This is a genomic window from Nonomuraea sp. NPDC003727 (genome assembly GCF_053586935.1).
Window position 1 is genome coordinate 190,493 of sequence record NZ_JBSFNE010000001.1, and the last position, 23,905, is coordinate 214,397.

Below are 23,905 nucleotides of genomic sequence, written 5' to 3' on the forward strand. Positions count from 1 at the left end.
CCTTTCCAGAAGTCAGCGCTGAGCGGAGGCGCAGGAGTAGCTGCCGGCATCGGCCGGGTCGCCGTGGCCGGTGTAGCGGGAGACGGACGGGTACCGGCACAACTCGCGCGTCACCGTCTTGCCGGAGGAATCCGTGATGGCGGCGCTCAGCGTCTGCGGGGCCTTGCCCTGTTCGACCCAGGCCGTCAGGGCGCCGAGGGCGTCGGTGGGCTTCGGGCCGGTGCTCGTGTCGCCGGCGCAGTGGGCGACGCCCGGCGCCAGGAACAGCCGGTAGAAGTCGTCGACCTGGCGCGCGCCGCCCATGGCCAGCTCCACCCGCCGGCGGTAGTCCACGGTGCCCTCGGCGGGAATCAGCTGGTCAGCCAGGCCGTGCCAGGTGAGGAGCTTGCCACCGGACCTGCGGAACGCCGACAGGGCCGGGTCGTCGGTGCCGATGATCGTGTCGTACTCGGCCCGGGACTGCTCGAACAGCTTGGCGAACTCGGCGTAGGTGATCGTCGAGACGTCGTAGGAGGGCTGCCGCTTCAGGAACGTCGAGACCCAGATGGCAGGTACGGGGAACGGCGCGCCCACCCGGTCACCGTCCGCGTCGATGCGGGTGCCGGCCAGGTCGAAGCCGGCTCCGATCGGGATGCCGGACCACAACTTCTTACCGGACGGGGTGCGGGGGCCGGCCCAGATCTTGCGTACGACGGCGGCGTCGGCCGCGGTGATGGTCTCCCGCCCGCCGTCGCACTCGACGCTCTCGCCGATGAGCCGCCGCGGGTCGAAGGCGCACGTGGCGGGGTCGCCGACCAGCCCGTCGCGAGCGCCGTCGAGCGGGTCGCAGACCTTGACGGCGGCCTCGTTGAAGGCGTTGAACTTGCAAGGCGAGGGGAAGGTGTTCTCCTCGTTCATGACCACCTGCGGCCACAGGGTCGCGACCTCGAACTCGTCCCAGTTGATCGCCGGGGCGGTGGCCAGGATGCCGTCGAAGTCGCCGGGGTGGCGCTGGGCCTCCATGTAGCCCTGGCGGCCGCCGGTCGAGCAGCCGTTCCAGTACGAGTAGGAGACGGGCCTGCCGTAGACCTCCCTGACGACCTGCTTGCCGACGACCGCCATCTCGTGCTGGGACCGGTCGGCGAAGTTCTTCAGCAGCGCCGTGTCGACCTCTCCGGCACTGTTCAGGGCCCAGCCGGCATCCAGGTACGTGCCGACACCGGCGTCGGTGGTCGCGGCGGCGTAGCCGCTCTTGACCGCGCCGGCCAGGCCCGCGCCGTAGTCGCCGGCGGCGAAGGCGCTGCCGCCCACCGCCTGGAAACGGCCGGTCCATCCCGTCTCGGGCAGCCAGATCCGCACCGCGGCGTGGTCGCCGACACCCGGGTGGGTGAGCGTGACCGTGACGTCGCAGTAGGCCGGCACGTCCGGGATCTTCACCACTTCGGTGAACGGTGGCACGGGCTGGACGGTCACGGTGCCCGCCTCCCGGCGCACCGCCGTCACGGACTCCACCGCGGTACCGGCCGGGGCGTTCACGGAGACGGACGAGCACGTGAACGGGCTGGCGGCGGAGCTCGCGGTGCCGGCCGACGCTGCCACGGCGGCGGAGCCGGTGGTGCCGGCCGAGGCCGCGGCCGGCAGGCACGCCGTCGCCAGCGGCACTCCGGCCGCGAAGATGAGCAGAAGACGTTTCATGACGTTCCTCTCCGGGGTCGTCAGCTGTTGCGGTGCGTCTCACTGTCGTTCGCGGCCGGACACCGGCACATCAGTCAGTTGACGGTCAGCACCGGCGAGCGGCTCCGGGCGCAGGTCGATGGCCTGCATGCGGGGGCATCCGCGCGTCGCCGCCCGTACCCACGTCACGGACTGAAGAGTCGAATGGCTTAACGCGCTGAGGCGCGCGCAGGCACGTGAACGGCCGCCACGCGAGGCCAGGTAGCAGGCTGACCAGCGCCGTTGTGGCACTGAACGACGGCCGGGCCGGCTCGTCGTGACTGACCGTCAAGTGACCGATGTGCCCGCGATCCTTCCCGGACGACAGTGATGGCACCAGATCCGCCACCTTCGTCGGAAGCCTCTCGAAAGGGGAACATCGTGGTCAGCATCAAGGGTGTACGCAGCCGGCGGCTCATGGTGGGCGCCGTGTCGACGATCGCGATCGGTCTCCTCGCCACCGCCGCCACGCCCGCCTTCGCGGCGGACAAGCCCGCCAAGCCCACCATCGTGCTGGAGCACGGCGCCTTCGCCGACTCCTCCAGCTGGAACGGGGTGATCGAAGAGCTGCGCGCGAGCGGCTACCCCGTCGTCGCCGCGGCCAACCCGCTGCGCGGACCGGCCAACGACGCGGCCACGCTCCGCAGCGTGCTCGACCACGTCGCCGGACCCAAGATCCTCGTCGGGCACTCCTACGGCGGCTCGGTCATCAGCGTCGCCGGCGCGAACGATCCCCAGGTCAAGGCTCTCGTGTACGTCGCCGCCTTCCTGCCCGCACCCGGCGAGACCGCCCTGGAGCTGACGAACAAGTACCCCGGCTCCACCCTCCCCGGCGCCCTCGACCCCATCTCCTTCACCCTCCCCGACGGCACCACCGGAACCGACCTGTACATCAAGCCCGGCGCGTTCCGCCACCAGTTCGCCGCCGACGTACCGGCCGGCACCGCGGCCCTCATGGCCGCCACCCAGCGGCCCATCGCCCAGTCCGCCCTGGAGGAGAAGACCCAGGCCGCCGCCTGGGAGGACAAGCCCACCTGGGCGGTCATCACCACCCAGGACCTCAACATCCCCGCCGAGGTCCAGCGCTACATGGCCAAGCGCGCCCGCGCGCACTCCATCGAAGTACGCGCCTCCCATTCCGTCGCCATCTCCCAGCCCAAGACAGTGGCCGGCGTCATCGAGAAGGCCGCACGCGCCACCCGATAGCACCGAACCGAAAGAAGGATCATGACCATGGACATGAAGCTCGAAGTCGTCGTCCTGCCCGTAACCGACGTCGACCGTGCCAAGGACTTCTACACCCGGCAGCTGAACTTCCGCCTCGACGCGGACTTTCCCATCAACGACGGTTACCGGATCATTCAGGTCACTCCCCCCGGCTCCGCCTGCTCGATCATCTTCGGCGACGGACTCACCGACGCCGGACCCGGGACGGTCCAGGGACTGCACCTGATCGTGTCCGACATCGAGCAGGCCCTCAAGGAACTGGCCGGCCGCGGCGTCGACGTCACCGGCCCGTTCCACGACGCCACCGGCGCCTTCCACCAGGCCGGCGAGACCGGCCGCGTCATGGGCCTGCACCCGCAGCGTGCCAGCTACGGCTCCTTCGCCTCGTTCGCCGACCCCGACGGCAACCGCTGGTTCCTGCAGGAGATCACCCAGCGGCTGCCCGGCCGCTGACCAACGGCATCCCCGGGACACGGCCACCCCATGGAGGACCAGTGACCACCGAAGACACCCGCATCTATGACGTGGTCGTGATCGGGGCCGGCCCGGTCGGCGAGAACGTCGCCGACCGGGCCACCGCCGCCGGGCTGAGCACCGTCATCGTCGAAGGCGAACTCGTCGGCGGCGAATGCTCATACTGGGCGTGCGAACCGAGCAAAGCCCTGCTGCGGCCCGCACTCCTGCGCGCCGACGCGAGCCGGGTACCCGGCCTGGACCCGGCCGCCGCCGGGCCGCTGAAGACCGCCGCCGTACTGGCGCACCGCGACCGCATGGCCGCCCACTGGAACGATGACGACCAGGTCGAATGGCTCAAGACGGCCGGCGTCGACCTCCAACGCGGCCACGGCCGCCTCGACGGGCCACGGCGCGTGGCCGTGACCACGCCCGACGGCGGCACCGTCCACCTGCGGGCCCGGCAGGCCGTGGCCGTGTGCACCGGCAGCGGCGCCGCCCTTCCCGACCTGCCCGAGCTCGCCGCCCTGCGTCCGTGGACCAGCCGCGAAGCCACCAGCGCCCCGCAGCCGCCCGGACGTCTCGTCATCGTCGGCGCGGGCGTCGTGGCCACCGAGATGGCCACCGCCTGGCAGGCCCTCGGCTCCGAGGTCACCCTCCTGGCCCGCGGCACCCGCCTGCTGCCCCAGCTGGAACCCTTCGCCGGCGAACTCGTCGCCGACCGCCTGCGCGAAGCGGGCGCCGACCTGCGCTTCGGCGTGACCGTCGCCGCCGCGGCCCGTACCGGCGGCGAGGTCCGCCTCACCCTTTCCGACGGCGGCAGGCTCGCCGCGGACGAGGTCCTCTTCGCCACCGGCCGCGCGCCCCGCACCGGCGACATCGGCCTCGAATCCGTCGGCCTGACCCCCGGCGACTGGCTCACCACCGACGACACCCTCACCGTCACCGCCGTCCCCGGCGACTGGCTCTACGCCGTGGGCGACGTCAACGGGCGGGCCCTGCTCACCCACCAGGGCAAGTACCAGGCCCGCATCGCCGGCGCCGTCATCGCCGCCCGAGCCTGCGGCAGCCCGCTCGACACCGGACGCTGGAGCCCTCACTCCGGCACCGCCGACACCGCGGCCGTACCTCAGGTCGTCTTCACCGACCCCGAGATCGCCGGCGTCGGCCTCACCACCGTCGAAGCCCGGCGCACCGGCCGCCGCGTCGACGTCGTCGACTACGACCTCGGCCACGTCGCCGGCGCCCTCCAGCACCACCCGGGCTACCGCGGCAGAGCCCGCGCCCTCATCGACCCCGATCGCCGCACCCTCGTCGGCGCCACGTTCGCCGGGGCAGGCGTCGCCGAGCTCCTCCACTCCGCCACCGTGGCCATCACCGGCGAAATCCCCATCGAACGCCTCTGGCATGCCGTACCGCCCTTCCCCACCATCAGCGAGGTGTGGCTGCGGCTGCTCGAGACGTACCGGGACCAGCGCGGCCAGGCGACGTTCTCCCGCACCGAGCCCCCGGCGACCTGACGACCTGACGACCTGGTGGCCCGCCACGGCGTCGATCCGAGACGGCGGCAAGGCCCCCGGGGAAAGTCGCGATCGAGCGACTTTTTCGTGGTGCATTTACGGTCGCACAGAAAATCGCCAGAGATTTCTGCACAATTATCCGTACCGCCATGTCGCCATCCCGTACGTTGTCGCCGAATTCCACGAATCGTGGTTCCGCGGAGGCCGGATGTCCACTGAACCGGGCCGGCTCCAAGTCATCCACAAGCCCGCTCCAAGCAGGCCGCGGAAATCTTGCCGGTGACCGATCGGACAAAAGAAAGGGAAATCGTGTTCGCTCGCTCCAAGTCCGGCCCGCTGCTGTCACTGCTAGGCATTCTCGGGTCGCTGACCTTCGTCAGCGCGACCCCTGCGAACGCCTCAGCCGAAGCCCAACTCGGCCTTACGTTATTTGTCCAGGACGTGGACGAGGAGGGCACCTGGAGCAACGGCGACGAGGTCTTCATCAAGGTCCTCCACAATGGAGGAAACCAGCGCTACGCCCCGGTCGACGGCACGATCGACGTCAACGAGTCCAACGAGAACCAGCAGGTCGAAATCCCGTCGGCGAACACCCTCACGTTTCCGGTGGGCGACAGGGTGACAATCCAGGTGTGGGAGGACGACGTCTCAGGGGATGATCTCCTCGCCGAGGCCAAGGACGTCCTCGTCGAATGCAACCGCCCGTTCAGCGGCGTAACCGAAATCACCAAGCGCAAATATTACAGTTACTCGTTCAACGGTACGTTCTCGTGCTGGTGAGCACGGCTGCCGGCGCCCACCTCGTGATGTGCGCCACCTGCAAGACGGCAGGCTGACCACCGAACAACAAGCCAAGCGCGAGCAGGCACGGCCGGCCTGTTCGCGCAAGGACACACGAACGCCCAGCGGCGGAGATCGGGCAACCGGCGGCATCGGGCTTTGGCCTGCTGCTGTGGCCCTGCGCCCCCGCCCACAGGATCGGCGTCGCTGCCGCGACTGAGCGATGCGTGGTTCCTCCGACTTCAGGCCGAGCCGCGCGAAGGTCCAAGCGCTCGCACGGTCAGCGCCGGACACTCGCGAGAGTCGATCGGTGGACCTAACGACCTGTCGAGTTCAGCGGCTCAGGAGGCTCCTCCTGCAATCTCGCTGCGGAGGACTCCGCGTAGATCACCTGGTCGGGCGAAGGTGGCTCGATTCTGACGGTGTCGCCCCAGTTGGTCAGCCGCAGATCGGTGGTGCTGCTCGTGTACTCGCGTGAGTTCCTGCGCGTCGGTTCGGTCCGCGACGACCACATGCGCCGGACCAGACGATCCTTTCCGGCCCACAGCCGCCACGACACCTTGATCTTCTGCTCTTCCCGGTTGGGCGGCCCGCCGAAAGGAATGCTGATTGATGGATCGACCTTCGCCAGCGCGCCTGGCGTCACCATGCCCTCGTAGCGAATACCGCCATCAGCGGTAGGCCGGATTGTCAGGGAACCTGTCAATCCGATCAAGGCAGTTGAGCTGGGCTGATTCTGTGTTGGCTTCTCTGTGGCGTCCTCCTCGGTCTTGGGCTTGTTGATCCAGTCGGGGCCGGGGAGGGCAGGCGGGTGGGGTGCCGCCGCTGGCGAAGCATTCGGGGTGCGTAGCTTGCGCAGTGGCCAGAACGGCAGCGCGCCGGTCGCGGACGACTGCTGCGCGGCCGTAGTGGACGTCGACGGGATGGTGACAGCCAATCCCGGAGTGGTAGTGCTTGTGGTTGTACCAGGCGTAGAAGACCCTGTTGCCCAATTCCGCCCAGGCGGTCAGTGCCAGATCGAGAGCGGCGAGGTGGGGGGTTCTGGTGGGGCGAGCGGAGTAGCCGTCCACCAGGCGTCGAGCCGGATCACGCTGATGGTGGCGGCGGTAACACATGCCCGAGGCGGGTCTTGGCCAGGCCGATGTAGCGGGTTCGACGGGCTCCGGTTGTGGCGACGGCCTGGTGAATACGGCCTGGTGAATGACGCCTTCGACGCCAGAGCGGACCACGTACCGCATCTGCCACCGGTCGGTGGCCTGATCGACACGGATCCGCTGGAGCTCGGCGTGGACGGATGGTCAGCTGGCGACCGTAGCGCAGCGAGTTGGTGCACTGCTCGCGGCTCGGGCATGGGTGGCAGGCGGCGGTAGCAAAAAGAACCCGGATCGCCGGGAGCCCACCCTTGTCTCAGCCCTCGGTTCAGTACTCGGCTGGCCCGTCCTTGCGGGCATGTGGCCTGGCGGGCGTCCCAGTCGAAGGCGAAGGAGCTCTCGTCCTGGCGGGAGGTCGCCGCCCTGTCGGTGCTGTGAGGTGCCTCCAGCAGTTGGTATCCGTCGGCCCCGATCCTCCGCCGGGCCAACGCAGCGCGTTCATGCCGCCGGACGTGGCCAGCCCCAGGTCTGCCAGCTTCGCCAGCATCACATCGTGCTCCAGGCCGGCTTCCCGAGTCGGCGCGAGGACTGGCCGAGTCCGCGTGCGGGAGGGCAGCGGAGAGAACTGCGGAGTTCCGTGATCGCCGGATGGGGCTGCGTTGTTGTCTCAAACGAATGAAGCGGTTGGGCTCTGCTGAGGTTTCCGGTCCTGTTGATGGCGGAACATTGGCGTTTTGGTGCCAGATAGGTAATGTTTGTGCTGAATGTCTAGTTTGTAGTGCGCATCAACAGAATTGAGATGGATCCGATATCTGGTCATGCGACTGACCAGGTTAAGGCTTCGCCTGCAGGTCGCCCGTAGGGGGCGCTCGATTTCGAATGTCGTGATCAGGAACAGCGGCTTCCAGCGTCTCGTTTCGTTGCCCGGGGATGACGTGCTATAAGTTCGCGCCAACCAGTGGGCGTGTATGCGCGTGGGCGCTCTGGCGCCATGGAACGCGTGCGCCCTCCTGACGGTTTTCTCGATGTCGAGATACCTGCAGTAGTTGGAGCATGAGCGCCTCCCTCGCTGGCGAGCGTAGAGACGGCTCGCATCCACCGGTAACGACTAAGGAATCCGCCGGCGCGCCAGCTCGCTCGGGGTGCCGTGGGTCGAGGTTGGTCTGCATCCGCGGCACTGACACCACCTACTTGGCGTGCGGGGCGAACACCATGGTCAGGGCAGGTCATCATGTCAGCGATCAGCCGATGGCATGGTACACACGGACCTGCAAGGTGGCATGCGGTTGCATATTAGGTCGTCCGCTATTGACCTGAGGGGCGACAACAAAAAGGGGTGCACGTAAGTGTTTTGAACCTTACGTGACAACTGGGGCTTGTTTATATAAGCTCGGTAGCCGTGCCGGAACCCGATTCGTCTTATGTGCAAAGCCGCGTTTGTCGTGCGGCCGAAAAGCCATGGCTGTGCATAGCGGACGAAAAGGTGCTCACCCAATTCTCACGGAACGCGAACAAGTACTTGAGTGAGCCTCGGTATGATCGAGAGCGCGAAATATCCCTTTTGACCGGCAAGCTCGCGATCGAGCAAGCGGCCCGCTACGTGCTTCGTTCAGTATTTACTAGAGATATCGAGCGGGCCAGCGTAAGGTACACGACGGCGGGGGACCTAAGGAGGGCAGGGTTTGCGGTCCTGCATACCCCAGGTCGCATCTCCGCAGGTTGCGACGGTGATCTGAGTCACGTCTCGGTGATCTGGCCTGCAGACGATCCCGTCCAAAAGCAGGACATCCCCTGGGACCCCGACGTGACGGAAAGCTTCATCCGATGCTTCAATGGGCATGGAGACGAGCGGAGGTAGGGCGGTGAATCTAGACTCTTTGATCAAGCAAGGACTTCCTCCTTGGCGCCCGCGACCCGAAGCGTCCGATCTAGATGTGTGGCATGAGTACGAGATCCCGCTAACGGGCACCTTCCATCTCAACGGAGATCTCATCCTCTTTACGCAAGTAGCTGCTGCGACCGAAGAGCGAAGCGCGTGGGCATACGTGTGTATCGACCCGAACGATGCCGACTCGGTAGAGAATGCCGTTTTCCCCTCGCTGGATGAGATGGACGCGTTCGTTGAGGACAGGTTCACCGGCCACGAGGTAGTGATCGCCCTTGCGGACGGTGACAAGCTCCTCGACACCTGGACGCGAGAGATCATCGATTCCGGCGGCCTGCCGCAGGCGCTTGAGAGGGCACTCAACAAGGTGATCCAGAGCGTCAACCGTGTGGATGAACAAGAGCGTCGCATCCGGGCGAAGCTGGCAGGAGTTGAGGCGGCGAAGGCAGAACTCGACCTGCTGTCGGCTTGAAGCCGAAGGACTCAGCTCCCGCCCTCCCCTAGGGGAGGGCGGGAGTTTTGTGTGCGGCACGTGCGCCAGATTGCGTAGGACTCGCGCTCCTCTACACCGCCACAGCAATCCAGATGGCCGAGAGCGCGGCACCGTTTGATCACAGCGCGTGACACTCCGACCCTTCGGTGTCTCAGTTCCCCCAAGCGGCGCCTCAACCCCGGTCAGCAGGCCCTACTGGTGCTGGTCATCCCCATCGACCAAGTGGCCGCCGACCGGCCGTACTACTCCGGCAAGCACAAGAAGCACGGTATGAACATCCAGGTCCTTGCTGCGCCCGGACGGCACGCCGCTGTGGACCTCGGGCTCGCTGCCCGGGTCGGTGCACGATCTGAAGGCCGCCCGCATCTGGGGCATCCTGCGCCGTCTGTACAGCACGGATTCGATTCTCGTCACTCGCTCCAACCGTGAAATCGGGAGGCTGTCGGTTTGCTCGACGACACCTGGCGCCGTTGCGTGAAGTGTTCGGTGTCGTCACCACGCCGCCGAGCCGGGACTCAGGCGAGCCGCCAGGCGAGAAGCCCCTCGGGCGCGTCGGCCTGGACGAAACCCGCCTCCGTGAGTTCCCCGTGGAGCGTCTCCCACACGGGACGATAGGCGTGGCCGACGATCTCCTCTTCGCCGACCACCGTGTCGCCCTGCGTGATCCGGTAGACGTAGCGGGCTGTGGCCGCCTCTTCGGTCGACTCGAGGATCTCCGACGAGACCGTGTAGAGGTGCCGGCCCACCTGGCGGGAGCCCAGTTCCTGCAGCGGGCGCGGTGCAGGGGCCCCGCCGTCACGCCAGGTGAAGACCAGGAGGCCGCCCGGTTCCAGCTGCGCTGCCAGCACCGGCCAGAGCCGCTTGCGGTAGCCGGGTTCCAGGGCGTACATCACGTTGATCATCACGATGGCCTCGACCGGCTCGGGCACGTCGACGCTCAGCGCGTCACAGGGAAGTACGGTGACCCGCTCGAGCAGGTCAGGGCGCGTGCTCAGCCGGGACAGCAACACCCCGCGCATGCCCTGCGAGGGTTCCAGGGCGAAGATCTCAGCCGATGTCCATTCGGCCATCGCCGTGGTGATCAGGCCGGTACCCGCACCGACCTCCAGGACGCTCCGCCGTACCCCGGAAAGAAGCGGAGGCAGCTTCTCGCAGATGACCGGCACGTGACCGTTCTCCTGGAGCAGGTCATAGAAGGGAAGAGAGATGAAGTCGGCCATGATCGGCCACACTACCCAGACGCTGGACGCCAAGGGCCCGTTACCGGACCAAGAGCCAGGCGGCCACGGTCTGGCATGGTAGGCGGATGCGACGACTCACCGTGCTCGGCAGCTGTGGCGCCTTTCCGGAACCAGGTCGCGCGTGCAGCGGCTTCGCGGTGGACTGGGACGGCTACCGCCTGGTGCTCGACCTCGGTTACGGCACGCTGCCGCGGCTGCTCTCGCACTGGCCGGACGGTGCCGTGGACGCCGTCGTCATCACCCACGAGCACCCGGATCACTGCGTCGACCTGCACGGGCTGTTCCGGACGCGGTTCTACGGCGACCCCGGTGGGCCGCGGCTGCCGTTGTACTGCCCGCCAGGCGTGCTCGACCGAATCAGCGGACTGGAGCCCGACGTCGACCTGCGGGCGGTCTTCGACGTGCATCCGCTGCCCGGCGGCTACCAGGTGGGGCCGTTCGAGCTGACCGGAGTGTCGCTCCCGCACTACGTACCCAACGCGGGCATCCGCCTGCGGGCCGACGGGATCGCCCTGGCCTACACCGGGGACACCGGCCCGACCCCCGCGCTGGCCGAGCTCGGCCGTGACGCCGACCTGTTCATCGTCGAGGCCACCGACCGCGACGGCGAGACCTGCCGTCCCACTCGCAATCTCATGACCTCCGCCGAGGCCGGTCACTGGGCTCGCCGGGCGGGCGCCCGCCGGCTGATGCTCACCCACTTCTGGCCGGGAAACGACCGGGCGGCCGCGGTGGCCGCGGCTCAGCTGGTGTTCGGCGGTGACGTGCTGGCGGCCGAGGAGGACCTCACCGTCATGCTCGGGTCCTGAAGCCGTCGGTACGGCATGCCGGGTCGCGCCCGGCAGGCACGCCCGGCCCGAGAAGACGCGCCTGGACGTCGGCGCGTGCCGTCCGGAGATCGCTAAGGTGTGCCCCATTCTGCGAAAGGACCGCCTTGTCGAACTCCCCCCAGTTGACGAGACCGGCGCTGCTGACCTGGATGGCGGCCGCGGCCCTCGCCGCCTTCCCGACCTGGGAGGAGTGGCGGTTCCGGCTGGAGCCGGCTGAGTTCGTGACACACGCCTGCTTGGGCGGGCCGTGGGAGACGTCCCTCCTGGACCCACTCAGAGGCGATCTCGACTGGATCATGGCGGACGTGGAGGCGTGGGCCGTCCCCGCGCTTGTGGTCATGGCCGGGTTTCTCGCCTGCCTGGGCGGTCGGGATCCGCGGAGCGTGGGGCGGCGTACGGCGGGCGTTCTCGTGTTGGTCGCGGTCATCGGACCGGCCACCCCCGCCTACATGGCTCAGGATGGATGCGGCGTGATCCCCACGCTGAGCGCCGAGTGGTTCGGCACAGTGATGAGCGCCTGGGGAAGCAGCCAGCTCTGCCTGTTGGGCGCCGCCGCGCTCGTCCTGCTCATCACCCGGACGATGAGCGCCGCGACCTCGGAACGGCCGGCGGCTGCTCCGTCGGACGGTGTGACCTGGCGTCGGCCGGTGGCGCTGCTGGTCGACTACACGATCATCACGGTGATCCTCGCGTGGGTCGTCAACCCCCTCGTGTCCCTGATCGGCCTGCGCGCCTCCATGTACCTGGACTTCGGACTCCTGAACTGGTCGGCCCTCTCGTGGGCCAACGTGGAGCTCGAACGGATTCTCGTCCTGCCCGGAGTGTTCCTGTACTTCTGGGTGCAGCACAGCCTGTGGGGACGGACAGCGGGCAAGCGGCTGCTGGGCATCCATCTCGTTTCGGCGCGGACAACGGCGCGACCGGCGGCGGGAAGGACAGCTGTCCGGACGCTGCTCTTCCCGCTCCTGCTCTTCGTGTCGACCGTGGGGCAGCTCGCGCTCATCGTGGACGGGCTGTGGGCGCTTCTCGACCGTGACGGCCGGACGCTTCACGACCGTTGGGCGGACACCGAGGTCACCCGGAGGGCTGCCGGGGTCGCGGCCGAGTCGGGATGACGTGGCAGCGCGCCCGCCGCCTGCCGGGGACGCGGCCGGGCGGGTCTCGCGGTCAGCCGGCGATGCCGAGCAGTACTGCCGCGGTGCCCAGGCCGAGGGCCAGCGGGTAGGCCCACCAGCGGGGCGCCGGGCCGTCCTTCAGCACGCGGACTCCCAGCGGCACCAAGGCCACGCACAGGCCCACCGTGGCGACGACCGACATCGGGCCGGTGCCCTTGAGCACGCCGATCGGCAGGGCGCTCGTCGCGGCCAGCGCCACGGACCTGGCGATGCCCAGGACGCCGGCCCGCCACGTCCCGATGGCCAGCACGACCCAGCCGAAGAAGATCGCCGTGTTCAGCGTCTGGAACACGTGGAAGGCGCCGTAGGAGTCGGCGACGGCCGTCCGCGCCGCTTCGAGGCCCCGCACGTGGACGAGCTGGGCGGCGAGATGGTTGACCCCGGCGTGGAAGGTGCGCGCGAACAGGCCGGCCAGGACCAGCGCGCCGCCCCACAGCGCCCAGCGCGGCCGGGTCGCCCACACCCGCCGGACCACGGCGACGACCGCGGGCCACAGCAGGACGTTCCCGGCGGCGAAAGCACCGTACGACAGGGTCATCCGTTCCGGACTCGTGGCGAACGCGGCCAGCTGCGCGGGGAAGAAACCGTCCACGTCGGCGCGGAGCAGGACACCGGCGAGCATCAGGACCGGACCGAGGAGCAGCCCGGCGCCCTCGACCCAACGGCCGGGGAATTCGAACGAGGTGGTCGTCATGCCGTCGATCCAACCGGCGCCGCCCTCCTCGCACATTGGCGCGGGGACGAGCCCGAGGGGTAGACCTGGCACTACCCCGGCGCGGCCTGCAGATAGGCCAGTACGGCAAGCACCCGGCGGTGGCCGTCGGCGGTGGGCGGGAGATCGAGCTTGGCGAAGATGGCGGCGATGTGCTTGGCCACGGCCGCGTCGGTGACGAACAGCGCCCGGGCGATCGAGGCGTTGGCGCGTCCTTCGGCGATCAGGCCGAGCACTTCCCGCTCTCTCGGGGTGAGGCGCTCCAGCGGGTCGCGCCGCCTGCTCAGCAGTTGCCGTACCACCTCCGGGTCGACGACCGTGCCGCCGCCGGCGACCCTGACCAGCGCGTCGACGAACTCCTCGACGTCCCCGATCCGCTCCTTCAGCAGGTAGCCGACGCCGGCGCCGCGGCCTGAGGCGAGGAGTTCGGCCGCGTAGGTCTGCTCGACGTACTGGCTGAGGACCAGCACGGCCAGATCCGGCTGTGCCGTACGCAGCTCCAGGGCGGCCCGCAGTCCTTCGTCGGTGAAGCCCGGCGGCATGCGCACGTCGACGACCGCGATGTCGGGCCGGTGCTCCTTGACCGCGGCGACCAGGGCGGCGGCGTCGCCGACGGCGGCGACGACGGCGTGCCCGAAGCGTTCGAGCAGGCCCGCCAGGCCCTCGCGGAGGAGGACGGCGTCTTCGGCGATCACTACGCGCACGGGATCTCCACACTCATCGTCGTCGGCCCGCCGGCCGGGCTGGACAGCGACAGTCTTCCGCCGACCGCCGCGACCCTGTCGGCCAGCCCCACCATGCCGGTGCCGCCCGCCGGATCGGCGCCGCCGACGCCGTCGTCCCAGACCTCCACGACGAGCACGTCGCCGGCCAGCCGGGCGCGGATCCGCGCCCGGCGTGCCCGGCTGTGCTTGGCGACGTTCGCCAGGGCCTCGGCCACGACGTAGTAGGCGGTCGTCTCGACGGCGTCGGGCAGCCGCCGCGGCAGGCGGACGTCCACGTCGACCGGGATCGGGGAACGTCCTGCCGCGTCCCGTACGGCGGCGCCGAGGCCGCGGTCGGTGAGCACCTGCGGATGCACGCCCCTGATCAGCTCGCGCAGCTCGACCAGGGCCTGTTTGGCCTCCTCGTGCGCCTGGACGAGTTGCCGGGCCGCGGGCGAGTCCGGAGGAAGGTCGAGCCGGGCCAGGCCGAGCCTCATGCTCAGCGCGACGAGCCGCTGCTGGGCACCGTCGTGCAGGTCGCGCTCGATCCTGCGGCGTTCGGTCTCGAAGGCGTTCACCAGCCGGGCGCGCGAGCGCAGCACGTCGGCCAGCTCGGTGGGAGCGAGCAGCGCCCTGGTCGCGGCCGCGCGGGCGCCCGCCCAGGCGGTGAAGACGTAGGCGGCCACCGGGACCAGGAGCACCCCCGCCACCGAGCCGATCAGTGCCGCCGCCGGGGCCCATTCGCCGTCCATGGGCTGCACCACGGGCGACAGGATCAGGACGGCGGGGCCCGCCACGGTGAAACAGGCCACCACCAGGTCGATCCACCAGAGCGCGAGCAGGGACACCAGGCCCAGCACCACCGTTCGCGACGGCTCGGAACGCGCGGCGGACAGCGGGGCGAGATCGACCAGCCGTAGCCGCCACCGCTCGAACCTCACGACGAGCGGCACCAGGGCAGCCACGGCGGCCAGCCCGGCGACGACCATCACCGGGACGAGCGCCAGGGAGGAGATCAGGCCCGCCGCGACGACGACGGCGGAGCCGGGCACGACGCTCGACAGCAGGTAGGCCAGCGACCGCCACGGCCAGCTCGATCGCAGGAAGGACAGCGGACGCCGGGAAAGAGCCTCCAGCGCGGTCGAGGTGCGCACCGCCAGAAGCTATCGGCCGCCGTGGGTCACGGTTGCGACAGGAAGCCGGCGAGGGCGCCGCGGTTGCGCCGGAGGTCGTCGATGCGCTGGTCCACGGCCGCCAGTTCCCGGTCCATGAGGTCGCGCAGGTCGGCGCACCAGTCGAACTCCGGCTGGTCGCCCCGGGTGCACGGCAGCACCACGCGGATCACCTCGGTGGTCAGCCCCGCGTTCAGCAGCACGCGGACCTTCCGTACGGTGACCACCGCGTCCTCGTCGTAGCTGCGGTAACCGTTCAGATCGCGCGTGGGCTCGAGCAGGCCCTGCGCCTCGTAGTACCGCAGCAGCCGCGAGCTGACTCCGGTCCGCCGGGACAACTCCCCGATCAGCATGTGACCCGCCCTGTCCGAGGTTGACCTTCCAACCGATGTGAACCCTTAACGTCGCGCCGAGAGCAAACATTTCGCGCCCGTCGTCGGCGGCGCGGGGCCTGCCGCGGCGCCGTGGCCGGGCCCGCCGTTCGGTCCGGCGGGTTCCGTGCCCCGGAGAGCCGGCACGGTGTGAAGGATCCCGACCCCTGGAGGGTGGTAACACATGTCAACGACGAGCGACGAGCGGCCACGGGGCGACGCCGTGGCGGCCCCCGCGGCCGGGGCGGATTCGCCGCGCTGGCCGGCGCGGTCCTGGGTGGCGTTGCTCATCTGCAGCGGGGTGATCCTGCTCGACGGGCTCGACATCTCGATGATCACGGTGGCGATACCGGAGATCCGGCAGGAGTTCGGGATGGGCGCGGCGGCCGCGCAGTGGCTGGCGGGCGCCTACATCCTGGCGTTCGGCAGCTTCCTGCTGCTGGGTGGACGCTTCGCCGACCTGTTCGGCAGGCGGCGGACGCTGGTGACCGCCATGGCGGTGTTCGCGCTGGTGTCGCTGTTCGGCGCGCTCGCCGCCGATCCGGTCCTGTTGATCGTCTCCCGCTTCGTCAAGGGCATGGCCGCGGCCTTCACCGCGCCGGCGGCCATGTCGGTGCTGACCACGACCTTTCCCGAAGGCCCGCACCGGAACAGGGCGTTCGGCATCTTCAACGTCTTCGAAGCGTCCGGGTACTCCTCCGGCCTGCTGGTGGGCGGCCTGCTCGCGGCGCTGGACTGGCGTGCCACCTTCGTGCTGCCCATCCCGATCGCCGTGCTGATCCTGGTGGCCGCGCTGCGTTTCCTGCCGCCGGATCCGCCGCGCACCGAGCGGTCGCGGCTCGACCTCGGTGGCGCCGTGACCCTGGTCGCCGGGATGCTGCTGCTGGTGTCCACGGTGTCCTCCGCGGCGGACGCCGGCTGGGCCTCGCCGTGGACGCTGGGCGGATTCGCCCTGTCCGGGCTGCTGCTGGCGGCGTTCGTGGTGATCGAGCGCACCGTCAAGGAGCCGCTGATCCGGCTGGGCATCTTCCGCAACCGCGGCCTGGTGGCCGCCAATGTCAGCGCCGCCCTGCTGTACGGCGGCGCCATGGGCTTCCAGTTCCTGCTCGCCCTCTACCTGCAGAACCTGAACGGCTGGCAGCCGTGGCAGACGGCGCTGGTGCTGCTGCCGGCGGGGCTCATGGTCGTCGTCATCGGGCCCGTGCTGGGGGCGCTGATGAACAGGTTCGGCGTCACCAGGGTGCTGATGGTGGGGCTGGTGGCGTTCATCCCGTCGTACCTGCTGATGCTGCGCATCGGCCCCGAGCCGGACCTGTGGACGGTTCTGCTGCCGTCCTCCGTGCTGTGGGGTCTGGGCTTCGCGCTCAGCATCTCGGCGTTGATGGTCGCCGGCACCAGCGGGGTGGCCGACCACGAGCAGGGGCTCGCCGCCGGGCTGCTCAACAGCTCGCTGCAGGTCGGCGGCGCCGGCGGCCTCGCGGTCGTCACCGCGGCGATCGTGCCCGGTACGCAGCTGGCCATGCTCTACCCCGGAGTGGTGGTCGCCCTGGTGTTCGCGGTCCTGACGATCGCGGCGCAGGCGCTGCGGCGAACGCGCGGATCGTAGCGCGCGGGGGGCCGCGCCGGGCCGAGGGGACGAACCTCGCCGGCCCGGGCGGGCCGTCTCCGGAGCCGGGCCTCCTCGGCCCGGGCGGGCCGTCCCGGCGTCACGGGTGCCGGGCGGGGTGTCCGAGCAGCAGGCCCAGCAGCGTCTCGGGGTCTTCGCGGTGCGGGTCGTGGCCCGTCGGCAGGGACGTCTCGCGCACCAGGGGGAAGTCACGCGTGACCGCTTCGAGCTGCCGCCGGGTCCACCGGCAGTAGGCGTGCCAGGCGGGCACGAGCCGCTCGGGGAACACCCCGGCGAAGGCCGTCGCGTCGCCGCTGACGACCAGGAGCGGGCACCGCGCCGCCCGGTAGGCGGCGAACAGGTCGAGGGCGGCTATCTCACGCATGATCTGAAGGAACCGGTCCGGGAGCCCGCGGCCCATCTCCGCCAGGAACGCGGTCATCTCCCGGCAGGCCTCCGCCGCCGCGTCCGCGTCCAGCGCGTCGAACTGGTCGGGCCGCGTGGGGTTGCCATGGCCGTCCAGGTTGACCGCGAGCGGGCACTCCGGGTGCTCCCCGGCCCACAGCGTGGCGACCATCCCGCCAAGGGAATGCCCGACGACCAGGGGCCGGTGAAGCCGGTGGGCCTCGGCGACGGCGCTGACGTCCTGGAGCACCTCCCGCCACGACCACGGCGCCGCACCGGACTCCCCGTGATCGCGGAGGTCCATGGCCACCGGCCGGAACCCGTTGTCCGCGAGCAGCCCCGCGAAGGCCGTCCAGTCCTCGCGTGTCCGTCCGCCGCCGTGCAGGAGAAGCACGTCCGTGCCGTGTCCCCCGTGGTCCTCCGCCGCGATCACCACATCGCCGGCCGCGATCTTCCTGACCGTTCCCACGCCGCTGACCCCTTGTCGTCGTCCCGTCCGCCGTTCTTCGTAACATCCGGGTACGGCCGCCGCCACGGCTTTTCCGCCGGCGCATGCCGTACCGGGAGGACGAACCGGAGCCCGACCAGGGGAGCGACGATAATGGACAGCGCCCCCCACCGCGGAGGAACAACCTGGGAGGGCTCGTGGAACTCGGGTTGAGAGACAAGGTCGCGGTCGTCACCGGTGGCAGCGCGGGGATCGGCCTGGCCGTCGCGCACGGCCTCGCCGCCGAGGGGGTGCATCTCGTCCTCGCGGCACGCGGCGCCGACCGGCTCGACGACGCGGCGCGCGGCATCAGAGAGACGTACGGCGTGCGGGTGCTGCCCGTCGCATGCGACGTGGCGACGGCGGCCGGCACGACGGCGCTGGCCGCGGCGGCCGAGGACGCCTTCGCGGGCACGGACATCCTGGTCAACAACGCGGGCTCCGGCTCGAACGAGACCATCCTCGACGCGCCCGACGAGAAGTGGCAGGCCTACTGGGACCTGCACGTCATGGCCGCGGTACGGCTGGCCCGCGGTCTCGTGCCCGGCATGCGGCGGCGCGGCGGCGGGGTCATCCTCCACAACGCCTCGATCTGCGCGGTGCAGCCGCTGTGGTACGAGCCGATCTACAACGTGACCAAGGCCGCGCTCATGATGTTCTCCAAGACGCTGTCGACCGAGGTGGTCGGGGACAACATCCGCGTCAACTGCGTCAACCCCGGCCTGGTCCTCACCCCCGACTGGGTGAAGACGGCGAAGGAGCTCACCGCCGGCACCGGCGGAGACTGGCGGGGGCACCTCGACGAGGTCGCGCGGGAGCACGCGCCCATCAAGCGCTTCGCCACGCCGGAGGAGGTGGCGGACTTCGTCGTCTTCCTGTGCTCGGACCGCGCCGGCTACTCGGTGGGCTCCACCTACTTCGTCGACGGCGGCATGCTGCGAACGGTGTGACGCGCCCGCGCCGATCCGCTCGTAGGGCCCGCGCCCGCGGAGGAGGTCACCGGTTGCCGGGGCGGGTGAAGCCCAGGGGCGTGCCGCCGTAGCCGGAGATCTTGACCACGTCTCCCGTCTTGGGCGCGTGGATCATCGTCTGCTTCTCCGGGTCGAGCACGATGCCCACGTGGTCGGCCGTGCCGTCCCCGTTGTTGTCGAAGAAGACGAGGTCGCCCGGCTGGACCGCGCCGCTGGGGATGCGCGGTCCGCGCAACCACTGGTCGTGGGCGACCCGCGGGATCTGCGTCCCCGCCGACTCGTACGCGCGCAGCGTCAGCCCCGAGCAGTCGAAGGAGTCGGGCCCCACGGCGCCCCAGACGTAGGGGTCCCTGAGCTGCTTCAGCGCGTAGTCGATGACGGCCTGCGCGCGCGGGTTCGGCGCGAGGCTGTGGGCGTTCGGCGGGACGGCGAGCGAGGGCGCCCCGCTGCCGCCGCCGCTGCCGCCGCCAGGGCTGTACCCGTTGCCGCCGCTCGGCGTGTAGCCGTTGCCGCCCGGCGTGCCGTTCCCGTTGTAGGAGGCGAGCTGGGTGGTGCCGCTCTTGGGCTGGAAGTCGGGGTCGGGGATCCAGCGCTTGTCGGCGTTGTTCCCGGGGACGAAGTCACGGTCGCCGGGGGCCTTGATGGCGGAGAAGAACTTCTTGTCCTCGGGGACGTACTTCTCAAGCTCCGCGATCGCGTTGTTGACGGCGGTCAGCGCCTCGCCGCGCGGCTTCTGGGCCTCCCGGACGCCTTCCGCCTCCTTGGCCCTGATGGAGGTCAACGAGATGGACGTGGTGTCCGGGTCGTTGCGCTGCTCGTCGAGCCACGCGCGCTTGTCCCGGTAGATGCCCTGGACGGTGCTCTTGGCCGTTGCCAGCGCGGTGCCGGCCGCGTCGAGCTTGTCGGCGCAGCTCGTCAGCGCGGTGCTCAGGGCCGTGCCCTGCGCCGGGTACTGGGCCATGTAGGTGGCGAAGTCCTCGGCGGCGCCGCCGTTCCAGGCGTTGTCCACGCCGCGCACGGCACGCTGGAGGGCGCCGGTCTCCGTGGTGATGGTACCGGCCAGCTCGCGCCAGCGTTTCGCGACGGCGGTGATCTCGGTCTGCTTGCCGTCCAGGTCCTCGATGATGTCCTGGATGTCGCTGAGGTAGCGGTCCCAGATGTCGCTCACACCTGCTCCGCCCGTGTGGGGACGGGGAGGTCGGCCTTCTTGACGTTGGCGACGACCGTGTCGATGGCCGTCTCGACCTTGTCGAGGTTCTGGTAGGCGTGGCCCATCTCGGCGTCGACCTTCTTGTCGAGGTCGTTGACGAGCTTGGTGAGCGCGGCGGACCTCTCGTCGAGCGAGCCGAAGGTACCGCCCGCCGTGGTCGGGGGCGTCCGGTCGGCGATGGCCCTGAACTGGTTCGCGACGCCCTTGGCCTTGGAGGCGCAGTCTTCCAGCGCGTCGAAGTAGATATCGAACCCTGCCACGCGAGCCCGCCTCCCGTGTCACGCTGACATCAATGGCCACGACAATCTAACACTCTTAGTGATCAATGCGGCGATATCTCCGGAGACCACGGCCACACCGTCCTGTGGCCGTGGGTCGCCCGATCGTCGGCATCCCTCGTCGCGCCCGCCGCTAGGGCAGCTCGATGGCGTTCTTCACGTGGTCCACCGGGCTCGGGCCGGCCGGGTCCTGTTCCATGTGCTTGCGGTTCTCCTCGACGAGCGCCTGGTTGAGTTCCACGAACGGCCGCATGCGCGCCTCGTAGGCGGCGAACGCGCTCTCGTGGCCGGCCTTGGCCAGCTCGTCGGCGAGAACGTACGCGCCCACCAGCGCCAGGCTCGTGCCCTGGCCGGACAGCGGCGACGCGCAGTAGCCCGCGTCGCCGAGCAGCGCCACCCGCCCGGTCGACCAGCGGTCCATGCGGACCTGGGCCATCGAGTCGAAGTAGAAGTCCGGCGCGTCCCACATCGCCTTCAGCAGCCGGGGCACCTCCCAGCCCCCGTGCGCGCAGTGCTCGGCGACCAGTCGCTTCTGCGCCTCGACGTCGCGGTAGTCGTACTCGATCGGCCCCTGGGCCTCGAAGCCGAGATTGACGCGGAGTTCGGTGTTGCCGCGCACGGGGTAGACCGCGCCGCCCGTGGTCCCGTCGTTGAACCAGGTCTGCCAGTCCTCCAGACCCAGGTAGTTGTCCGTGGAGAAGATCGCCACGTACGTCCCGAGGTGATGGACGAACTGCTCCTCGGGGCCGAAGGCGAGCCGGCGCACGTTCGAGTGCAGGCCGTCCGCGCCGACGACCAGGTCGAACACGCGCGGGGCCGTCCGCTCGAAGGTGACGTGGACGCCGTGCTCGTCCTGGACGAGCGAGGTGATGGAGTCGCCGAAGACGTACTCGACGTCTTCATGTGTCCTTTCGTGGATCAGGCGGCTCAGGTCTTCGCGGAGCAGTTCCACGTCGTCGCTGTCGAGACGGCCGCTCGACAGCGCCACCTCCGTGGACCGCCACAGCTCGTTACCCTCTCCGTCGAGCATGGACATGCCCTTCATGCGGGTACGGCAGCTCCGCACGTCGGAGAGGATGCCCATCCGGTCGGCGACCGTGAGGGCGGCGCCGCGCACGTCGACCGCCTGGCCGCCGGGACGCAGGCCGGGAGCGCGCTCGACGACGGTGACGGTGAAGCCGTGGCGGCGGAGGAAGGAGGCGAGGGCGGGGCCGGCGATGCTCGCGCCGGAGATCAGCACAGAAGTCATGGTTCATTGGTAGTCCCGATGCCGCTCGACCCTCTAACTGTGCTAGAACAGATTCGCCCGTTCGTATCACATCTGTTCTAGGACAGCTCGATGGAAGCCCCCTACCTGCGCATCGCCGCCGAGCTCCGGCGCCGTATCCAGACGGGCGAGCTCGCCCCCGGCGACAAGGCGCCCTCCACCCGTGCCGTCGCCCGCGACTTCGGGGTGGCGCTGGCCACCGCGGTGCGGGCGCTCGCAGTCCTCAAGGAAGAAGGCCTGGTGGAGGCCCGCCCCAGGTCGGGCATGGTGGTGGCGGCCACGCTGAGCAGGCCGCGCCGGCGCGCGGGGGCGGCGGAGCTGACACGGGAGCGGATCGTGCGCGAGGGGATCGCGATCGCCGACGCGGAAGGGCTCGGCGCGGTGACCATCAGGGCCGTGGCCGCGCGGCTCGGCGTCGCGGCGGCGGCGATCTACCGGCACGTGCGGGGCAGGGACGACCTGGTCCGGACCATGGCGGACCTCGCCTACGGCGAGGAGCGCTACCCGGCCACGGCGCTCGGCCGGCGGGAACGGCTGGAGGCGGTCGCGCGCACGCTGTGGCGGACCTACCGGCGGCATCCCTGGCTGCCCCACCTGGCTCCGCTCAGCCGCCCCCTTCCCCTGCCCGGCCTGCTCCGCCACGGCGAGCAGCTGCTGCGCGCGCTCGACGGCCTCGGGCTCGACCCTGAGACCATGCTCACCATCGAGATCCTGTTCTACTCGTACGCGCAGGGTCTGGCCGTCCACGTCGAGCGGGAGGCTCAGGCGATGTCGGCCACCGGGCTGTCCGACGAGCAGTGGCTCGACACCCAGGAGAGGGCGATGAACGCCTTCGTCGCCTCCGGCCAGGCTCCCCTGTTCTCCGGGCTGATCAGGGGCCTCGGCGAGAAGGGGTACGAGTTCGACCTCGACAGGCTCTTCGAGTTCGGGCTGCGGACGCTCCTCGACGGCCTGAACCTCGACGACGGCCGCTGACGCCGTCCCCGGCTCGAAGCGAGCCCGCCACGAACGCCCCGCCGTAGGCGGCCAGGACGCGGCCGATGTCGCAGCCGCCTGGAGCAGCAGCCCGGATCACGGGGGGCGTGGCGGTTTCGGGGGACGCGGAGTAGGGTGGTTATACGTATAAGCGCGACATCCGAGGGGAACCATGCAGCTCGAAGTCCGCGAGTGGGGGTCGGCGGGAGCCGGCAAGCTCGCCATCCTCATCCACGGCGCCATGTCCTCGTCCGCCACCTGGTGCCGCGTCGCCCCGCTGCTGGTCGAGCGCGGCTACCACGTCCTGGCACCCGACCTGCGCGGCCACGGGGCCAGCGGCTGGGCCGGCTCCTACCGGGCGGAGGACTTCGCCGCCGACGTGGCCGAGTCGCTGCCCGCCGGAGCCGACATCGCGATCGGCCACTCGCTGGGCGGTCGCACGCTCGCGCTCGCCGTCGACGCGCTCTCCCCCGCCAAGGCCGTCTACAGCGATCCGGCGTGGCTGCTGTCGGGCGCGCAGGCCGACGTGGCGACGATGGCCGGGTTCGCGCAGGCCACCAAGACCGCGACGGCCGAGCAGATCGCCCAGATGAACCCGCGGTGGGCGGCCGAGGACGTGGCCGCCGAGCTCGAGGGCTTCGCCGCGTGGGACCTCAGGGTGATGGACGCCATCGGCGCCTTCGGCGACCTCGACCTGAAGCCGCCCGCCGTCCCTTCGCTGGTCCAGGCGGCCGACGTGGGCTTCCTGATCTCCCGGGAGTACGGCAGGCGGCTGGAGGATCTCGGCTACCGGGTCGCGTTCGTGCCGGGCACGGGACACTGCGTCCACCGCGACGACCTCGACGGCTTCATGGCCTCGCTCGACGGCTGGATCTGACCACATGTGTGGATCAAGAATGTTATGATTCTTTTGTCATGACAATGCAGCATGACGCCAAGGATCCTCGCGTGACACTCACCGACGATCCGACCCGACACCACGAGGTCTACGTCACCGCCTTCAACACCGGCGACGTGAACGCGGTCGAACAGGTCTACGAGGACCACGCCGTCCTCGTGCCCGCCCCCGGCCGGCCGATGACCGGTCCCGCCCGCGCCGCCGCCACCCGGCACCTGCTCGGCATGGGGCTGCCGATCGAGGCCCGCCCCCGCCACGTCTACGTCGCCGGCGACATCGCGCTCCTCATCGTCGACTGGACGATCCACGGCACCACGCCCGACGGCACGGACGTCCACCTGGAAGGCACGGCGACAGACGTGGCCAGGCGGGGCCCGGACGGTCTCTGGCGCTATGTGATCGACAATCCCTTCGGGACCGCGGCCTAGCACGCACCGTCGCCCTCGCGACACGAGGGCGACG

At 70.0% G+C, this 23,905-nt stretch carries 24 protein-coding genes and 1 pseudogene; 13 read left to right on the forward strand and 12 right to left on the reverse strand.

All coding sequences use genetic code 11. The annotated features are described in order from the left end of the window. Positions 1-12: 12 nt before the first annotated feature. Positions 13-1,674 (reverse strand): DUF6351 family protein, encoded by a 1,662-nt coding sequence (locus tag ACWDLG_RS01005; protein WP_449914567.1) that lies wholly within the window; start codon positions 1,672-1,674, stop codon positions 13-15. 399 nt (positions 1,675-2,073) lie between these two features. On the opposite strand from ACWDLG_RS01005, the gene ACWDLG_RS01010 reads away from it, so the two are divergent. The 4 genes from ACWDLG_RS01010 (at position 2,074) to ACWDLG_RS01025 (ending at position 5,672) form a co-directional block, all read left to right on the forward strand. Next, positions 2,074-2,898 carry an alpha/beta fold hydrolase gene (locus ACWDLG_RS01010; protein WP_449914569.1) on the forward strand — a complete coding sequence of 275 codons (825 nt, stop codon included), beginning with the start codon at positions 2,074-2,076 and terminating at the stop codon, positions 2,896-2,898. A gap of 21 nt (positions 2,899-2,919) precedes the next feature. Then, on the forward strand, positions 2,920-3,372 hold the full coding sequence (locus ACWDLG_RS01015; protein ID WP_354914184.1) for a VOC family protein: 453 nt from the start codon (positions 2,920-2,922) through the stop codon (positions 3,370-3,372). A gap of 41 nt (positions 3,373-3,413) precedes the next feature. Further along, entirely contained in the window at positions 3,414-4,892 is a 1,479-nt protein-coding gene (locus tag ACWDLG_RS01020) for a dihydrolipoyl dehydrogenase family protein (protein ID WP_449914571.1), read from the forward strand. A gap of 273 nt (positions 4,893-5,165) precedes the next feature. Further along, positions 5,166-5,672, forward strand: a complete 507-nt coding sequence (locus ACWDLG_RS01025) for a hypothetical protein (RefSeq protein ID WP_449914573.1) — start codon at positions 5,166-5,168, stop codon at positions 5,670-5,672. A gap of 316 nt (positions 5,673-5,988) precedes the next feature. On the opposite strand, the gene ACWDLG_RS01030 is transcribed toward ACWDLG_RS01025, so the two are convergent. Next, positions 5,989-6,609 (reverse strand): hypothetical protein, encoded by a 621-nt coding sequence (locus ACWDLG_RS01030; RefSeq protein ID WP_449914575.1) that lies wholly within the window; start codon positions 6,607-6,609, stop codon positions 5,989-5,991. 149 nt (positions 6,610-6,758) lie between these two features. After that, entirely contained in the window at positions 6,759-7,058 is a 300-nt protein-coding gene (locus tag ACWDLG_RS01035; RefSeq protein ID WP_449916161.1) for a transposase, read from the reverse strand. Between the two features lie 1,639 nt (positions 7,059-8,697). On the opposite strand from ACWDLG_RS01035, the gene ACWDLG_RS01040 reads away from it, so the two are divergent. Together ACWDLG_RS01040 and ACWDLG_RS01045 are read left to right on the forward strand one after the other, a co-directional pair. Continuing rightward, complete coding sequence (locus ACWDLG_RS01040; protein WP_354919830.1) at positions 8,698-9,120, forward strand: hypothetical protein; 423 nt, start codon at positions 8,698-8,700, stop codon at positions 9,118-9,120. Positions 9,121-9,345: 225 nt separating this feature from the next. Continuing rightward, positions 9,346-9,529, forward strand: a pseudogene (locus tag ACWDLG_RS01045) (transposase family protein); the annotation flags it as partial. A gap of 127 nt (positions 9,530-9,656) precedes the next feature. On the opposite strand, the gene ACWDLG_RS01050 reads toward ACWDLG_RS01045, so the two are convergent. Further along, complete coding sequence (locus tag ACWDLG_RS01050) at positions 9,657-10,361, reverse strand: class I SAM-dependent methyltransferase (RefSeq protein ID WP_449914577.1); 705 nt, start codon at positions 10,359-10,361, stop codon at positions 9,657-9,659. A gap of 86 nt (positions 10,362-10,447) precedes the next feature. Between ACWDLG_RS01050 and ACWDLG_RS01055 the strand changes: the two genes are divergently transcribed. Both ACWDLG_RS01055 and ACWDLG_RS01060 read left to right on the forward strand, forming a co-directional pair. Next, complete coding sequence (locus tag ACWDLG_RS01055) at positions 10,448-11,191, forward strand: MBL fold metallo-hydrolase (protein WP_449914580.1); 744 nt, start codon at positions 10,448-10,450, stop codon at positions 11,189-11,191. A gap of 125 nt (positions 11,192-11,316) precedes the next feature. Continuing rightward, the gene (locus ACWDLG_RS01060) at positions 11,317-12,327 is read left to right on the forward strand and encodes an RDD family protein (RefSeq protein ID WP_449914582.1); all 1,011 of its coding nucleotides are present in this window, start codon (positions 11,317-11,319) and stop codon (positions 12,325-12,327) included. A 52-nt stretch (positions 12,328-12,379) separates the two neighbouring features. Here the strand turns inward: ACWDLG_RS01060 and ACWDLG_RS01065 are convergent, their stop codons facing one another. The 4 genes from ACWDLG_RS01065 to ACWDLG_RS01080 all read right to left on the reverse strand — a co-directional run bounded on the left by ACWDLG_RS01065 (position 12,380) and on the right by ACWDLG_RS01080 (position 15,328). Beyond that, positions 12,380-13,081 carry a hypothetical protein gene (locus ACWDLG_RS01065; protein ID WP_449914585.1) on the reverse strand — a complete coding sequence of 234 codons (702 nt, stop codon included), beginning with the start codon at positions 13,079-13,081 and terminating at the stop codon, positions 12,380-12,382. 71 nt (positions 13,082-13,152) lie between these two features. Continuing rightward, complete coding sequence (locus ACWDLG_RS01070) at positions 13,153-13,803, reverse strand: response regulator (protein WP_449914588.1); 651 nt, start codon at positions 13,801-13,803, stop codon at positions 13,153-13,155. Next, a complete protein-coding gene (locus ACWDLG_RS01075; RefSeq protein WP_449914591.1) occupies positions 13,794-14,957 on the reverse strand; it encodes a sensor histidine kinase in 1,164 nt (387 codons plus the stop codon). The genes ACWDLG_RS01070 and ACWDLG_RS01075 overlap by 10 nt, the downstream gene beginning before the upstream one ends. 26 nt (positions 14,958-14,983) lie before the next feature. Beyond that, a complete protein-coding gene (locus ACWDLG_RS01080; RefSeq protein ID WP_354919812.1) occupies positions 14,984-15,328 on the reverse strand; it encodes a MerR family transcriptional regulator in 345 nt (114 codons plus the stop codon). A gap of 202 nt (positions 15,329-15,530) precedes the next feature. Here ACWDLG_RS01080 and ACWDLG_RS01085 point away from each other — a divergent pair, with 202 nt between their 5' ends. Next, positions 15,531-16,952, forward strand: a complete 1,422-nt coding sequence (locus tag ACWDLG_RS01085) for an MFS transporter (protein ID WP_449914595.1) — start codon at positions 15,531-15,533, stop codon at positions 16,950-16,952. 100 nt (positions 16,953-17,052) lie between these two features. On the opposite strand, the gene ACWDLG_RS01090 is transcribed toward ACWDLG_RS01085, so the two are convergent. Further along, on the reverse strand, positions 17,053-17,826 hold the full coding sequence (locus ACWDLG_RS01090) for an alpha/beta fold hydrolase (RefSeq protein ID WP_449914597.1): 774 nt from the start codon (positions 17,824-17,826) through the stop codon (positions 17,053-17,055). A gap of 176 nt (positions 17,827-18,002) precedes the next feature. Here ACWDLG_RS01090 and ACWDLG_RS01095 point away from each other — a divergent pair, with 176 nt between their 5' ends. Further along, a complete protein-coding gene (locus tag ACWDLG_RS01095; RefSeq protein ID WP_354919806.1) occupies positions 18,003-18,794 on the forward strand; it encodes an SDR family NAD(P)-dependent oxidoreductase in 792 nt (263 codons plus the stop codon). 46 nt (positions 18,795-18,840) lie between these two features. On the opposite strand, the gene ACWDLG_RS01100 is transcribed toward ACWDLG_RS01095, so the two are convergent. From ACWDLG_RS01100 to ACWDLG_RS01110, 3 genes are all read right to left on the reverse strand, one after another. Next, positions 18,841-19,983, reverse strand: a complete 1,143-nt coding sequence (locus tag ACWDLG_RS01100) for a bifunctional WXG100 family type VII secretion target/C40 family peptidase (protein WP_449914600.1) — start codon at positions 19,981-19,983, stop codon at positions 18,841-18,843. Beyond that, the gene (locus tag ACWDLG_RS01105; RefSeq protein ID WP_354919797.1) at positions 19,980-20,285 is read right to left on the reverse strand and encodes a hypothetical protein; all 306 of its coding nucleotides are present in this window, start codon (positions 20,283-20,285) and stop codon (positions 19,980-19,982) included. The genes ACWDLG_RS01100 and ACWDLG_RS01105 overlap by 4 nt, the downstream gene beginning before the upstream one ends. 151 nt (positions 20,286-20,436) lie before the next feature. Continuing rightward, the gene (locus ACWDLG_RS01110) at positions 20,437-21,552 is read right to left on the reverse strand and encodes an FAD-dependent monooxygenase (protein ID WP_449914604.1); all 1,116 of its coding nucleotides are present in this window, start codon (positions 21,550-21,552) and stop codon (positions 20,437-20,439) included. Between the two features lie 90 nt (positions 21,553-21,642). Here ACWDLG_RS01110 and ACWDLG_RS01115 point away from each other — a divergent pair, with 90 nt between their 5' ends. The 3 genes from ACWDLG_RS01115 (at position 21,643) to ACWDLG_RS01125 (ending at position 23,871) form a co-directional block, all read left to right on the forward strand. Beyond that, on the forward strand, positions 21,643-22,545 hold the full coding sequence (locus ACWDLG_RS01115; RefSeq protein WP_354919791.1) for a GntR family transcriptional regulator: 903 nt from the start codon (positions 21,643-21,645) through the stop codon (positions 22,543-22,545). 172 nt (positions 22,546-22,717) lie between these two features. After that, positions 22,718-23,422 carry an alpha/beta fold hydrolase gene (locus ACWDLG_RS01120; protein WP_449914607.1) on the forward strand — a complete coding sequence of 235 codons (705 nt, stop codon included), beginning with the start codon at positions 22,718-22,720 and terminating at the stop codon, positions 23,420-23,422. A 38-nt stretch (positions 23,423-23,460) separates the two neighbouring features. Beyond that, positions 23,461-23,871, forward strand: a complete 411-nt coding sequence (locus ACWDLG_RS01125; protein ID WP_449914609.1) for a YybH family protein — start codon at positions 23,461-23,463, stop codon at positions 23,869-23,871. The last annotated feature ends 34 nt before the right edge of the window (positions 23,872-23,905 follow it).

What these genes read in the sequence shown, in the direction of transcription:
- ACWDLG_RS01005 (WP_449914567.1), bottom strand. Translation starts at nt 1,674, where the DNA reads ATGAAACGTCTTCTGCTCATCTTCGCGGCCGGAGTGCCGCTGGCGACG.
- ACWDLG_RS01085 (WP_449914595.1), top strand. Translation starts at nt 15,531, where the DNA reads ATGTCAACGACGAGCGACGAGCGGCCACGGGGCGACGCCGTGGCGGCC.
- ACWDLG_RS01125 (WP_449914609.1), top strand. Translation starts at nt 23,461, where the DNA reads ATGACAATGCAGCATGACGCCAAGGATCCTCGCGTGACACTCACCGAC.
- ACWDLG_RS01050 (WP_449914577.1), bottom strand. Translation starts at nt 10,361, where the DNA reads ATGGCCGACTTCATCTCTCTTCCCTTCTATGACCTGCTCCAGGAGAAC.
- ACWDLG_RS01015 (WP_354914184.1), top strand. Translation starts at nt 2,920, where the DNA reads ATGACCATGGACATGAAGCTCGAAGTCGTCGTCCTGCCCGTAACCGAC.
- ACWDLG_RS01080 (WP_354919812.1), bottom strand. Translation starts at nt 15,328, where the DNA reads ATGCTGATCGGGGAGTTGTCCCGGCGGACCGGAGTCAGCTCGCGGCTG.
- ACWDLG_RS01055 (WP_449914580.1), top strand. Translation starts at nt 10,448, where the DNA reads ATGCGACGACTCACCGTGCTCGGCAGCTGTGGCGCCTTTCCGGAACCA.
- ACWDLG_RS01120 (WP_449914607.1), top strand. Translation starts at nt 22,718, where the DNA reads ATGCAGCTCGAAGTCCGCGAGTGGGGGTCGGCGGGAGCCGGCAAGCTC.
- ACWDLG_RS01115 (WP_354919791.1), top strand. Translation starts at nt 21,643, where the DNA reads ATGGAAGCCCCCTACCTGCGCATCGCCGCCGAGCTCCGGCGCCGTATC.
- ACWDLG_RS01065 (WP_449914585.1), bottom strand. Translation starts at nt 13,081, where the DNA reads ATGACGACCACCTCGTTCGAATTCCCCGGCCGTTGGGTCGAGGGCGCC.
- ACWDLG_RS01110 (WP_449914604.1), bottom strand. Translation starts at nt 21,552, where the DNA reads ATGACTTCTGTGCTGATCTCCGGCGCGAGCATCGCCGGCCCCGCCCTC.